The following is a 13557-nucleotide window of genomic DNA, read 5'->3' as shown; positions in this document are numbered from 1 at the left end:
TACGTCCGGTCGTCGCGGCACTACCGGCCGGCGCGAGCTCGAAACCCTGCCAGGTGCTGCCCTCGTACCAGTACCGGTCCTGCACCGAACCGTTCGCCCCGGTGAACCAGACCTCCATGCCGTTCGAAACGCGCGACACCGCCGCGATACCGCCGGTCGTCGCGGCACTACCGGCCGGCGCGAGCTCGAAACCCTGCCAGGTGCTGCCCTCGTACCAGTACCGGTCCTGCACCGAACCGTTCGCCCCGATGAACCAGACCTCCATGCTGCCCGGGATGCGGGACACCGCCGCGATACCGCCGTTGACCGAGGCGCTGCCGGCGGGAGCGAGCTCGTAGCGCCGCCACGGCGCACCCTCGTACCAGTACGCCCCCTGGACGGAGCCGTTCGAGGCGACCCACCAGACCTCCATACCGCCGTCGATCCGGGAGACCGCCGCGATCCGGCTCGACAGGTCCGAGCTGCCGGTCGAGGACAGCGTGAATTGGTTCCAACTCATTGAGGACCCTCCAGTACTTCACCGTCGGAACACACGAGCCGGGACACGCCCGGCTCATGGCCCGAGCCGTCGTCGCCGGCCCGGGCCGCGTGAGCGGTCGGCCCGTGTCGCGGGCCGGGTGCTCAACGCGTGCTCCTACGTTAGGAATTCGGCATGACCGCTGGCATGAGGCCGTGGTCCCGGATTTGTCCCGGGACCTGTGGACCAGACCGGCGCACCGGAGCCGGGAACAGCGACACCGCGACGTGAGAATCGAGGCTCCGTCAGATGCCTTCCTGTTCCAGGCCTTCCGCGTCGGCCGTGACGCTTTCGGTGCGAACGGGCGGTCACCAGGCTGAAGACTGCCGGTGGTTACGGCCGCCGCCACCGGAACAGGACGATCGCCGGCACGAGCAGCACCAGTCCCTGGATCAGCAGCGTGAACCACAGCCTGCCGCCGCCGGCCAGGCCCGTCAGCCCAAGCGTGAGCAGCACCGCCAGCGCGCCCCAGGCCGCCCCGCGCGCGTGGCGAGGCTGCCTGCGCAGCCCCTGGACGGCGCCCCAGCCGGTGACGACGGCCGCCGCCAACGGCGCGACGGCCAGGTCCAGGGTCAGCGCTGCGTCGGAGTCCGGCTCCCAGCCGGTCCCGTACCGGTGGCCGACCGCGGTGACGGCCACCGGCGAGCCCTCCCACCAGGTCACCAGGATCGTGTCGCCCCGGCGGACGGCCTTGGCCAGCGTCCTGGCGGCGGAGATCCCGATCCTGGTGCGCCCGGCCGGGCCCGGGCCGGGGTCCACCGTCACCGCGCCCTGGCGCTTCCCGCTGCCCGGCTCCACCGCCACCACCTTCGCCGGGACGGCGGCCAGGCAGCTCCGCTCCGGCACCCCCGCGCAGGGTCTGGCCTCGGCGTACCGGTGTCCGGCGGCCAGCGCGTCCGGCAGCGCCAGCCACCCCGCCAGCGACAACGCCGCCAGCAGCAGCGTCAGCACCGCGAACACCGCACCCCGAAACCGGTACGACCCCTTGCCCTTGCTCACGAAAAAGCCCCCCGTAGCCTGCGCGGACGCACATGCTACGAGGGGCCGGTCCAACCGTCGACAGACCGTCAGGCCTCGATGCTCTCCCGCTGCTCGGCGGCCTCGGCGGCCGCCTGCCGCTTCGAGGCGACCAGGCTGGTCACCGTCGTCACGGCCAGCACCACCACGATGAAGCCGAGCGAGAAGGGGATGCCGATCTCCGGCACGTGCACGCCGCTCTCGTGCAGGGCGTGCAGCACCAGCTTCACACCGATGAAGCCGAGGATCACCGACAGGCCGTAGCTGAGGTGGACCAGCTTCTTCAGCAGACCGCCGATCAGGAAGTACAGCTGCCGCAGGCCCATCAGCGCGAAGGCGTTGGCGGTGAAGACGATGTACGGGTCCTGGGTGAGGCCGAAGATCGCGGGGATGGAGTCGAGGGCGAACAGCACGTCCGTGGTGCCGATCGCCAGCATGACGATCAGCATCGGCGTCATCAGCCGGCGCCCGTTCTCCTTCACGAAGAGCTTGGTGCCGTGGTACCTGTCCGTCGACGGGAAGCGCGCCTCGATCGACTTCAGCAGGCGGTTCTCCTCGAACTCCTCCTCTTCCTCGCCGGCCCGCGCCTCCTTGATCAGCTTCCAGGCCGTCCAGACCAGGAAGGCGCCGAAGATGTAGAAGACCCAGGAGAACGTGGTGACCAGGGCGGCGCCACCGGCGATGAAGACCGCGCGGAGCACCAGGGCGATGATCACACCGACCATCAGCACCCGCTGCTGGTAGATCCGCGGCACCGCGAACTTGCCCATGATCAGGATGAAGACGAAGAGGTTGTCGACACTCAGCGACTTCTCGGTGATGTACCCGGCGAAGAACTCACCGGCGGGCTGCGAGCCCGAGTGCCACCACAGGAACCCGCCGAAGACCAGCGCCAGTGCGACCCAGACGGCCGTCCAGATCCCGGCCTCCTTGACGGAGACCTCGTGCGGCTTGCGGCCACCGATGAAGAAATCGGCCACGATCAGGGCGATCAGCACCCCGATGGTGCCTACCCACATGCTTACGGAAACGTCCACTTGCTGCTCCTCCGGCAGGTCGGCGGAAGTGAGAGCGGCCCGAAGGCCGGTCTACGTCGGTCTGCCGGAGGTCTCCTCCACCCGTCCGCAGGGACGGGCCGGTGCCCCGGGCGGCCGAGGCCGGCCGCCGTGATGACGGGTGCACCGCGTTGGGAGTACTCCCCTCCGCTTCCACCCACCGTAACACCAAGGGGAGGTAAAGGAAGATAAAGGAGATCGCCTGAGCGATTAGAGGAACGGCTCGATCGCGGGCAGCATGTCCTGGAAGGTTCGGGCCCGGGCGGGGGCGCCGATCGCCTGCATGCCCCAGCCGCCGTTGCCGTCGCGGAACACCTTGGCCATGATCTGGCCGGTGTGCGGGCCGCCGCCGGCCAGCTCGTAGCGGGCCAGCTCCTGGTTGGTGGTCTCGTCCACCAGGCGGCAGTGCGCGTTCTGCACCTCGGCGAAGGTCTGGCCGGTGTAGGAGCTGACGGTGAAGACCACCTGGGTGATGTGCGCGGGCACCTGGGTGAGGTCCACCACGATCGACTCGTCGTCACCGCCCGCGCCTGCGCCGCCGACCAGGTTGTCGCCGGTGTGGCGGACGGAGCCGTCGTTGCTCACCAGGTGCTGGAAGAAGACCACGTCCGAGGGGGTGCGCTCGGCGTACAGCAGGGCGGAGGCGTCGAGGTCGATCTGCCTGGTCCGGGTGCCGAAAAGGCCGCGCTTGGGCGCCGCCTTCCAGCCCAGGCCCATCCGGACGACCGTCAGGGACTCGCCCGTGCTCTTCTGCAGGCTGACCCGCTGCCCCTTGGCCAGATTCACCGACACGGTGGTTTTCCTCTCTCACGGATGGCCGGCCCCCGGCGCAGGGCAGTACCCGCAGGCCAGCCTAGGCCCTGCGAGCACTCCCCCGCTGCCGCATTTCGGGCAGGTCGGCCGAACCGGCTCAGGCCATCCCGGCCTCGCGCATCTGCCGCAGCTCCTTCTTCAGCTCGCCGATCTCGTCCCGCCACCGGGCGGCCACCTCGAACTGCAGGTCCGCCGCGGCGCGGTGCATCTGCTCCGTCAGCTGCTGGATCAGATCGGCCAGCTCGGTGGCCGGGAGGTTCTTGCCGGCCTTGCGATCGGCGCCCAGCGCGGGCACCGGGGCCTTGCCCTTGCCCTGGCCGCGGTACCCGGTGGCGAGCAGCTCCTCGGTGTCGAGGTCCTCGCGACTCAGGGTGTCGAGGATGTCGCCGATCTTCTTCCGCAGCGGCTGCGGGTCGATCCCGTGCTCGGTGTTGTAGGCCTGCTGCACGGCCCGGCGGCGGTTGGTCTCCTCGATCGCCAGCTCCATCGAGGGGGTGATCCGGTCGGCGTACATGTGCACCTGGCCCGAGACGTTACGGGCGGCACGGCCGATGGTCTGGATCAGCGAGGTGCCGGAGCGCAGGAAGCCCTCCTTGTCGGCGTCCAGGATCGCCACCAGCGAGACCTCGGGCAGGTCGAGGCCCTCGCGGAGCAGGTTGATGCCGACCAGCACGTCGAACTTGCCGGCCCGCAGCTCGCGCAGCAGCTCGACCCGGCGCAGCGTGTCCACGTCGCTGTGCAGGTACCGGACCCGGATGTCCAGGCCGAGCATGTAGTCGGTGAGGTCCTCGGCCATCTTCTTGGTCAGGGTGGTGACCAGGACGCGCTCGTCCTTCTCCACCCGGGCCCGCACCTCGTGCACCAGGTCGTCGATCTGACCCTCCGTCGGCTTGACGATCACCTCGGGGTCGATCAGGCCGGTCGGGCGGATGATCTGCTGGACACTGCCGTCGCCGCGGCTCAGCTCGTACTTGCCCGGGGTCGCGGAGAGGTAGACCGTCTGCCCGACGCGCTCCAGGAACTCCTCCCACTTGAGCGGGCGGTTGTCCATCGCGGAGGGCAGCCGGAAGCCGTGCTCGACCAGGGTGCGCTTGCGCGAGGCGTCGCCCTCGTACATCGCGCCGATCTGCGGCACGGTGACGTGCGACTCGTCGATGACGAGCAGGAAGTCCTCGGGGAAGTAGTCGAGCAGGGTGTTGGGCGCGGTGCCGGGCTCGCGGCCGTCGAAGTGCATCGAGTAGTTCTCGACGCCCGAGCAGGTGCCGATCTGGCGGAGCATCTCGATGTCGTACGTGGTGCGCATCCGCAGGCGCTGGGCCTCCAGCAGCTTGCCCTGCTTCTCCATCTTCGCGAGCGTCTCCTCCAGCTCGCGCTCGATGTCGTTGACCGCGCGCTCCATCCGCTCGGGGCCGGCCACGTAGTGCGAGGCGGGGAAGACGTAGATGGAGTCGTCCTGGCTGATGATCTCGCCGGTGAGCGGGTGCAGCGTGTACAGCGCCTCGATCTCGTCGCCGAACATCTCGATCCGGACGGCGAGCTCCTCGTACACCGGGAAGATCTCGATGGTGTCGCCCCGGACCCGGAAGGTGCCGCGGGTGAAGGCCAGGTCGTTGCGGGTGTACTGGATGTCGACGAAGCGGCGCAGCAGCGCGTCCCGGTCGATCTCCTCGCCGACCTTGAGCGGGACCATCCGGTCCACGTACTCCTGCGGGGTGCCGAGGCCGTAGATGCAGGACACGGAGGCGACCACGATCACGTCGCGGCGGGTGAGCAGCGAGTTGGTGGCGGAGTGGCGCAGCCGCTCGACCTCCTCGTTGATCGAGGAGTCCTTCTCGATGTAGGTGTCCGTCTGCGGGACGTACGCCTCGGGCTGGTAGTAGTCGTAGTACGAGACGAAGTACTCGACCGCGTTGTTCGGCAGCAGCTCGCGGAACTCGTTCGCCAGCTGGGCGGCGAGCGTCTTGTTCGGCGCCATCACCAGCGTGGGGCGCTGCAGCTTCTCGATCATCCACGCGGTGGTCGCCGACTTGCCGGTACCGGTGGCACCGAGCAGGACGACGTCCTTCTCGCCCGCGCGGATCCGGCGCTCCAGCTCGGCGATGGCCGCGGGCTGGTCGCCGTTGGGCTGGTAGGGACTGACGACCTCGAAGGGCGCCACGGACCGCTCAATACTCGTGATGGGACGCACGGGGTCCACGGTACGACCCCCCACCGACAACCGGGAGCGGATTCCGCTCCCGGCCGGGCGGCGGCGGTCAGCCCTTGGCGCTGTCGCGGGCCAGGGCGACCAGGCGGGAGATCGCCCGGAGGTACTTCTTGCGGTAGCCGCCGCGCAGCAGCTCCTCGGGGAAGACCTGGTCGAACGGGAGGCCGGAGGCGGTGATCGGGAGCTCCCGGTCGTACATGCGGTCGGCGAGCACGACCAGGCGCAGCGCGGTGGACTGGTCGTCGACCTGGTGGACGCCGCGCAGGCAGACGCCCTGGACGTCGTCAAGGAGGGCGCCATACCGGCTGGGGTGGACGACCTTGAGGTGCTCGAGCAGGGCGTCGAAGTCGTCCAGCGAGGTACCCGGGGTGCGCTCGGCGCGGGCGGTCACCTCGGCGTCGGTGTACGGCGGCGGGGCCTCGGGCAGGCCGCGGTGGCGGTAGTCCTGGCCGTCGATCCGCAGCGGGCGGAAGTGCGCCGAGAGGCCCTGGATCTCGCGCAGGAAGTCGGCGGCGGCGAACCGGCCCTCGCCGAGCTTCTCCGGCAGGGTGTTGGAGGTGGCGCAGAGCTTGACGCCGTTCTCCACCAGGCGGCTGAGCAGGGTGGAGACCAGCACGGTGTCGCCCGGGTCGTCCAGCTCGAACTCGTCGATGCACAGCAGGCGGTGGGTGGAGAGGGTCTGCACGGCCTGCTGGAAGCCGAGCGCGCCGACCAGGTTGGTCAGCTCCACGAACGTGCCGAAGGCCTTCGGCCCGGGGGTGGCGTGCCAGAGCGAGGCGAGCAGGTGGGTCTTGCCGACGCCGTACCCGCCGTCGAGGTAGACCCCGGCCGGGCCGGCGGCCACGGGGGCCGAGCGGCGGAACCAGCTGCGCTTGGGCGCGCTCGAAGAATCGTTCAACCCCGCGGCGAACTGTTCGAGCACCTGGACGGCCTCGTACTGGCTCGGCTGGGTCTGGTCGGGCAGGTAGCTGCCGAAGCTCACCCCGGCGAAGCGCGGCGGGGGCACCATCTCGGCGACCAGGCGCTCGGCGGGCACCACGGGCCGGCGGTCGGTGAGCGCGACCGGCCCGGAGGCGGCGGCCGAGGGCGCTATGGCATCGGTGTGAGAGGCAGCAGGCACGGTACTAGAGGGTACGCGTCGTGGAAGACTCGGAACCATGCAGCAGCTGATCAGCCCGTGCGACCTGGACCACACCGACCCCGCTTCGCTCGAAGCGCTGGCCGCCACCTACGCCTACCCCGGGCAGGTGGAGCACGGTCGGGCCTGGCTGCGGGCCAACATGGTCTCGGGCCTGGACGGCGCGGCCAAGCTGGCCGGGCTCTCCGAGGGCCTGTCCGGGGACGCCGACAAGCGGATCTTCGGAGTGCTCCGGGCCTTGTCGGACGTGGTGCTGGTGGGCGCGGAGACCGTCCGCGCGGAGGGGTACCGGCCGGCCCGGGCCCGGGCCGACTTCGCCGCCGCGCGGGCCGCCGCCGGGCAGGCCTCGGCCCCGGCGATCGCGATCGTCAGCCGCAGCCTGACCCTCGACCTGGCCGCCCCGCTGTTCACCGAGCCGCTGGTGCGCACCGTGGTGATCACCACCGAGGACGCCCCGCCGGAGCGGCTGGAGGCGGTCGGGAAGGTGGCCGACCTGATCACGACCGGCACCGACTCCGTCGATCTGCGGGCCGCCACCGCCGCCCTCACCGAGCGCGGCTGGACGCGGCAGCTCACCGAGGGCGGCCCCCGGCTGCTGGCCCAGCTGGCCGGCGAGGGCCTGCTGGACGAGCTCTGCTTCTCGCTCGCACCCCTCCTGAGCGGGGGCGACGCGCCGCGCATCCTGCAGGGTGCCCGAATGCCTGACGTGCAGCGGATGCGGCTGGTCTCATTGATCGAGGAGAAAGGTTTCCTCTTCACCCGCTACGTGCGATACCCGCGTCCGGAGGATTCCGTGCCCCTTTCGGGATGATTTGCCTCCTAAGTGGCCTGTGTGGCGCGTGTGCCGGGTGAGGAAAGCTTCCTCCGGGCAGTATGGGAATGGCCGGACCCGGGGGTTTGCAACCGCGAAGGGACTCACGTGTTCAAGACCGTACTGATGATCGAAAAGGCGCTCTCCGACGCCGACGTGGAGCTGGTCACCACCCTCCACGGCGAGGAGAAGGTCTCCTTCGTCGTCCTGATGCAACCCCGCGGCAAGCAGGACGAGCTGCTCCGCGCCCTCGACGACGTGGCCCTCGGACACCTGGACAAGGTCGCCCACGAGCGCGACGAGTCCGCGAGCACCCCCACCCTCGCGGGCGAATCCCTCGAACACAGCCTGCGCCACCTGCGCGAGACCGGGGCCGAGGCCAGCGGCGAGGTGGTCGAGCAGCACCCGCTGGACAGACTCCGCGAGGTGGTCGAGCAGACCGGCGCCGACGAAGTCCTGGTGCTGACCTCCCCGCACTTCGTGGAGGAGTTCTTCCACCGCGACTGGGCCTCCCAGGCCCGCCACAAGGTCGGTGTACCGGTGCTCAAGCTGTTCGCCAGCGAGTCCTGAGGCCACGGGACCGCCCCGGCAGTAAGGCAGAATCGTCCTTGCGGAAAGCCCGCGAGGACGATTCGTCCGTTCCCCCTCGGCCGTACGGAGCTCCCCCTTGAACGACGCCGCCCACGACCTGCACGCCCCGCACTTCATCGGCATCGGCGGCGCCGGCATGTCCGGCCTGGCCAAGATCCTCGCGGTGCGCGGCGCCAAGGTGTCCGGCAGCGACTCCAAGGAGTCCGAGACCGTCCTGGCGCTGCGCGCGCTGGGCGCCGAGGTCTCCGTCGGCCACGCCGCCGAGAACCTGCCCGCCGGCACCAGCAGCGTGGTCGTCTCCTCCGCCATCCGCGCCGACAACCCCGAGCTGGCCGCCGCCCACGAGCGCAACATCCCCGTGGTCCACCGCTCCGACGCGCTGGCCGCCCTGATGGGCGGGCGCCGCGCCCTGGCCGTGGCCGGCACCCACGGGAAGACCACCACCACCAGCATGCTGGCCGTCAGCCTGCGCGAGCTGGGCCTGGACCCGTCCTACGCGATCGGCGGCGACCTGGACACGCCCGGCTCCAACGCGCACCACGGCACCGGCGAGATCTTCGTCGCCGAGGCCGACGAGAGCGACCGCAGCTTCCACAAGTACGCGCCCGAGGTCGCGATCATCCTCAACGTGGAGCTGGACCACCACGCCAACTACGCCTCGATGGACGAGATCTACGAATCCTTCGAGACCTTCGTCGGCCGGATCACCCCCGGCGGCACCCTGGTGGTCTCCGCCGACCACGAGGGCGCCCGCGAGCTGACCTCACGCGTCCGGGGCCGTTCCGCGCTGAACATCGTCACCGTCGGCTCCGCCGAGGACGCCGACCTGCGGGTGCTCTCCGTCACCCCGCGCGGCATGACCAGCGAGGTCGTAGTGCTGGCCGACGGCGCCGAGCTGGCCTTCACCGTCTCGGTGCCCGGCCGCCACTACGCCCACAACGCCGCCGCCGCGCTGGCCGCCGGCATCGCCCTCGGCGTGCCCGCCGCCGAGCTGGCCACCGCGATCGGCAGCTACACCGGCGTGCGCCGCCGCCTGCAGCTCAAGGGCGAGGCCGGCGGCGTCCAGGTGATCGACTCCTACGCCCACCACCCCACCGAGATGGCCGCCGACCTCGAGGCGATCCGGGAGGCCGCCGAGGGTCGCGTCCTGGTGGTCTTCCAGCCCCACCTGTTCAGCCGCACCCAGCAGCTGGCCGAGGAGATGGGCCAGGCCCTCGCGCTGGCCGACGGCTCCGTGGTGCTCGACATCTACCCGGCCCGCGAGGACCCGATCCCCGGCGTCACCAGCGAGCTGATCATCGACGCGGCCCGCCGCGCCGGTGCCGAGGTCCGCGCCGAGCACTCCTTCGCCGCCGCCCCGGCCCTGCTCACCTCCCTCGCCCGGCCGGGCGACCTGCTGCTCACCATGGGCGCGGGCGACGTCACCAACCTGGGGCCGGAAATCCTCGGGGCGCTCGCGAGCGTTGCAGCGAAGGCCTGAATCCCTGTCGAGGAGCCTGCCGTGAGTTACGAGATCGAGAAGACCGAGGCCGAGTGGCGCGCCGAGCTGAGCCCCGAGGAGTACCACGTACTCCGCGAGGCCGGCACCGAGCGGCCGTACGTCGGTGAGTACACCGACACCAAGACGGTCGGTGTCTACGCCTGCCGCGCCTGCGGGGCCGAGCTCTTCAGCAGCGAGACCAAGTTCGACTCGCACTGCGGCTGGCCCTCCTACTACGCCCCGCTCGCCGGCGACCGCGTCCAGTACATCGAGGACACCACCCTCGGCATGCGCCGCGTCGAGGTCCGCTGTGCCCGGTGCGGCGGCCACCTCGGCCACGTCTTCGAGGGCGAGGGCTACGACACCCCGACCGACCAGCGCTACTGCATCAACAGCATCTCCCTGACCCTGCGCCCGGCCGACGAGGCCTGAGGCACCACCGGCCGGGCGCGGAAAACCAGTACGGTCACCGCGCCCGGCCGCACCACAATGGCCCGCATGCCCACCGAGAGCCCGCAGGCCGCCGTCGACCGTCTCCTCACCGACCTCGACCCGCTCGCGCACCCGGACCGGATGCGCGAGCTCGCCGCCTGGGCCAGGGCTGACAGCGCCCGGCCGCTGCTCGACGAACTGGCCGGGCGCGGATCGTACGGGCACCGGCTCGCCGTCGTCGCGGCCGCCGTCAGCGGGGACGTGCCCTTCCTTGCCGACCGGCTGGCGGACCACGACGCCGTCGTCCGCAGCCAGGCGCTCAAGGCCTCGCTCCGGCTCCCCGTGGCGGACGCCGCGTTCGAACGGGCGATGGACGACGCTCCCGCGGCCGTCCGCCGCCAGCTCGCCACCGCCGTGGTCCGGGGCGGCCGCACCGCCCTCGCCGAGCGGCTGCTGCCCACCGTGCGGGAGCAGTGGGGCGACGAGGAGGCGGCCCGGCTGCTGCCGGGCTGCGGGCCCGAGGCGGTGGCCCGGCTGCTGCCCGAGCTGTTCCTCGCCGTGACCCGCTGGCGCGCCCTGGGCCGGTGCCACCCCGATCCGGTGCTCGACGAAGTCGCCCGGCAGCTCGCCGACCTGCCCGAGCAGGCCCGCACGCCCTGGTGGTACCGCAACGGGGACGTCTTCGCCGCCGTCGCCGCCACCCGGCCGCTGCGGGTCCTCGGCCTGCTGGAGCTGCACAGCCCGGCCCAACTGCCCGTCCCCGTACGGGGCGTGCTCGGCCACCTGCTGAAGGCCGCGCCGGGGCGGACCCTCCGGCTGCTCACCGCGCCCGAGCGCCACGCCCACCCCGCGCACACCCTGCTCTCCCGCACCGCCCTGAGCCGGGCGGCCCGGCTCGGTCCGCCGGAGCTCCTCGACCTCGGCCGGGCCCGGAGCCACGACTCCGGCGCGCTCGCCCGGCTGCTGCGCGCGCTGCCGCCGTCGCGGCGCGAGGCCTTCTACGACGCCGTCACCGCCGGCCAGGACCTCAGCCGCAGCAGCCTCGGCGAGCAGCTGCTCGACGCCCTCCCCCGCCGGCGGGCCCAGACCGAGGCCCGCCGGACGGCCGAGCAGGCCGCCGAGCGCGGCGAGCCGTGGGCCGCCGTGCTGGCCGCCGTCGCCCACCTGCCGGTCGCCGACGCCCGCCCCCGGCTGCTGGCCGCCACCCGACGCCCGGCGGCGGAGGACCGGGCGCAGGCCTACCCGCTGCTGGTCCGCAACGTCGCCCGCGCCCGGGACGGCGCGGCCGTGCCCGAGCTGCTGGCCGATCTGGAGCGGCTGCGCAACGAACAGGAGCCGGTCCGCACCCCTGCCCTCGCCGCCCTTGCCGAGCTCCCGCCCGCACTCCTCACCGCCGCCGACGCCGCCGCGCTCGGCCGCATCACCACCGCCGCCTTGGAGGCGCGCGACAGCTCCTGGCGGACTTGGCCGGCGCTCACCGACCTGGCCCTCGCCGTCCTGCGCGAACACGCGGCGAGCGGCCGGGCGGAGCTGATCGGCTGGGCACTGCGCACCCTGGAACAGCTCTCCGGACGCACCGGCGCCCTGCTCGGCCGGCTCGACACCGCCCTGCGCCGGGGCCAGGAGCACCAGGTCTTCGAGGCGCTCCGCCCGTGGCTGGAGGCCAAGGCCGGCCAGGCCGACCACACGCTGACCCTCGCCCTGGCCCGCGCCCTCGGACGGCGCGCCCACCGCCTGCCCGGCCTGCAGGAACTGCTGTGGCAGGCCGTCCGGTCCGGCAACGACAGCGCCGTGCGCCAGGCCGTGGACCTGTGGCTGGAAGCACCCGCCACCCGGGCCGAACGGGCCCTCCGGGTGCTGGAGCTCGAACCCTCGGCCGCCGTCCTCCGCCCGGTGCTGAACGTCCTGGCCCGCCGACGCACCGACCTGCTGCACCTGGTGCTCGGCGACACTCCCCCGTACGGGCGCTTCCTGACCCCGGGCTCCCGCTGGCTGCCCTCCCTGTACGGCATCGGCCGCTGGACGCCGGGTCAGCAGGCCGCCGCCGCCCGGCTGCTGAAGCGGGCGGCCGACGATGCCTCGCTGCCCAAGCACACCCGCGCCGGGCACCTGCGGACGGCGGTCACCGTCCCCGGGCTGGGCCTCGGGATCGTCCGCCGCTACCTCGACTCCCCCGACACCGTGCTCGGCGAGGCCGCCCTCGGCGCCCTGGTGTGGGCCGACCGGCCCGCCGACGCCCTGCCGCTGCTGCTCGCCCATGCGGCGGACGACCGCGCACGGGTCGCGCTGTACGCCGCCGCCCGGGCGGCCAGGTTCGTCCGGCCCTCCGAGCTGGAGCAGGTGCTGCGCACCGCGCTGTTCCCCACCGGGGAGGGTGCGCCCACCGCCAAGGTCACCAGCCGCAAGGAGCTCGTCCGGCTCGCCGCCACCACCCTGCCCGTCGCCACAGCGGCCGAGCTCCTCGCCGAGGCGTTCGGGCTGCCCGGCCAGCACCGCGACGTACAGGCTGCCTGCGTCACCGTCGCCGTCGATCTGCTGCGCTCGCCCGCCGCCTGGCAACTGCTCGAAGACGCCGCCGACGGCCCGCCGGTCTGCCAGGCCGCCCTGCTGCGGGCCCGGCCGTACGAGCTGCGCGAGGAGGACCGGCCGCGCTACGCCCGGCTGGTCGGGCAGGTCACCCGCAGCGAGGACCGGGAGACCGCCGACGCGGCGCTCGGCCTGCTCGCCGGCTGGGCGCCCTGGCACCCCGAGGCCGCCGGGCTGCTGCTGGCCCGCGCCGTCGACCTCGGCAACCGCACCGCCTGGCGCTCGGCGGCCGACGGGCTGGTGACGCTGGCCGCCGCACCCGACGGCGCCGGGCCGCTGCTGGCCGCGCTCGGGGAGCTGGTCGCCGCCGACGCCGGCGACCCGGACGCGGAGGCGGAGCGGGACCGGCCGGCCCGGCAGCGGGTCGACCACCTGGTCGCGCGGCTCACCACCGCCGTGACCATGCGGCGCGAGCCCGGCTACCGGACGGCGGCCCTGAGCGCCGCCGAACTGCTCGGCGCCGACAGTGACTTCCTGGCCCAGGGCACCCGGCTGTCCGCCACCGCCCTCGCCCTCGAGGCACCGCCGGCCGAACTGCTCACCGCCCTGCGCCGACTCGCCGGCCGTCACACCGACCGCCCCGCCCTCGCCGCGCGCACGGCCGAGACCCTGCGCCACCGGCTCTCCACCGCCCGCGGCCCCGGCGACCCGCTCGCGCTGCTCCACGCGGCCGAGCGGCTCACGGCGGACGGTGACCACGCGGGCGGTCTGCTCGCCGTCGCCCTCACCCAGGCACTCGGCACCCGGACCACCTGGCCCGACGAGTGGCGCACCCGCCTGCGCGCCCTTCGCCGCCACCCCCTCCCCGACGTCCGCGAGGCTGCCCTGTCCCTGGCCACAGCCACCGAGTAGCCGCCCCCGGACAGTCGCACCCCGGGGCTGCCCCCGGTCTCTGCGCCCGGTTGCACCCG

General features: G+C 72.7%; 11 protein-coding genes. 5 read left to right on the top strand and 6 right to left on the bottom strand.

What is annotated here, in order from left to right:
- From ABT095_RS24700 to zapE, 6 genes are all read right to left on the bottom strand, one after another.
- On the bottom strand, positions 1 to 499 hold a 499-nt coding region (locus ABT095_RS24700), incomplete at its 3' end, for a PLL family lectin (RefSeq protein ID WP_502884991.1).
- A 351-nt stretch (positions 500 to 850) separates the two neighbouring features.
- Positions 851 to 1516, bottom strand: coding sequence for a hypothetical protein (locus ABT095_RS24695; RefSeq protein ID WP_350531659.1), 666 nt, complete (start codon positions 1514 to 1516; stop codon positions 851 to 853).
- Between the two features lie 68 nt (positions 1517 to 1584).
- Complete coding sequence (locus ABT095_RS24690; RefSeq protein ID WP_350531658.1) at positions 1585 to 2571, bottom strand: TerC family protein; 987 nt, start codon at positions 2569 to 2571, stop codon at positions 1585 to 1587.
- A 228-nt stretch (positions 2572 to 2799) separates the two neighbouring features.
- Positions 2800 to 3381 (bottom strand): TerD family protein, encoded by a 582-nt coding sequence (locus ABT095_RS24685; protein WP_350531657.1) that lies wholly within the window; start codon positions 3379 to 3381, stop codon positions 2800 to 2802.
- Positions 3382 to 3499: 118 nt separating this feature from the next.
- Positions 3500 to 5590: an excinuclease ABC subunit UvrB gene (uvrB, locus tag ABT095_RS24680; protein ID WP_350531656.1), complete on the bottom strand. Its 2091-nt coding sequence runs from the start codon at positions 5588 to 5590 to the stop codon at positions 3500 to 3502.
- Positions 5591 to 5657: 67 nt separating this feature from the next.
- Complete coding sequence (gene zapE, locus ABT095_RS24675) at positions 5658 to 6767, bottom strand: cell division protein ZapE (RefSeq protein ID WP_502884989.1); 1110 nt, start codon at positions 6765 to 6767, stop codon at positions 5658 to 5660.
- Between zapE and ABT095_RS24670 the strand changes: the two genes are divergently transcribed.
- From ABT095_RS24670 to ABT095_RS24650, 5 genes are all read left to right on the top strand, one after another.
- The gene (locus ABT095_RS24670) at positions 6766 to 7557 is read left to right on the top strand and encodes a pyrimidine reductase family protein (protein ID WP_350531654.1); all 792 of its coding nucleotides are present in this window, start codon (positions 6766 to 6768) and stop codon (positions 7555 to 7557) included. The two genes, zapE and ABT095_RS24670, sit on opposite strands and share 2 nt — an antisense overlap.
- A 108-nt stretch (positions 7558 to 7665) precedes the next feature.
- Positions 7666 to 8127 (top strand): indole-3-glycerol phosphate synthase, encoded by a 462-nt coding sequence (locus ABT095_RS24665; protein ID WP_350531653.1) that lies wholly within the window; start codon positions 7666 to 7668, stop codon positions 8125 to 8127.
- 97 nt (positions 8128 to 8224) lie between these two features.
- Complete coding sequence (gene murC, locus ABT095_RS24660; protein WP_350531652.1) at positions 8225 to 9628, top strand: UDP-N-acetylmuramate--L-alanine ligase; 1404 nt, start codon at positions 8225 to 8227, stop codon at positions 9626 to 9628.
- A 21-nt stretch (positions 9629 to 9649) separates the two neighbouring features.
- On the top strand, positions 9650 to 10060 hold the full coding sequence (gene msrB, locus ABT095_RS24655; RefSeq protein WP_350531651.1) for a peptide-methionine (R)-S-oxide reductase MsrB: 411 nt from the start codon (positions 9650 to 9652) through the stop codon (positions 10058 to 10060).
- A gap of 66 nt (positions 10061 to 10126) precedes the next feature.
- A complete protein-coding gene (locus ABT095_RS24650) occupies positions 10127 to 13498 on the top strand; it encodes a hypothetical protein (RefSeq protein ID WP_350531650.1) in 3372 nt (1123 codons plus the stop codon).
- Positions 13499 to 13557 lie beyond the last annotated feature (59 nt).

The organism is Kitasatospora sp. NPDC002227, assembly GCF_040296285.1.
Taxonomy (GTDB): domain Bacteria; phylum Actinomycetota; class Actinomycetes; order Streptomycetales; family Streptomycetaceae; genus Kitasatospora.
The sequence above is the reverse complement of the archived record's forward strand: the minus strand, read 5'-3'. Positions and strand labels throughout refer to the sequence as shown.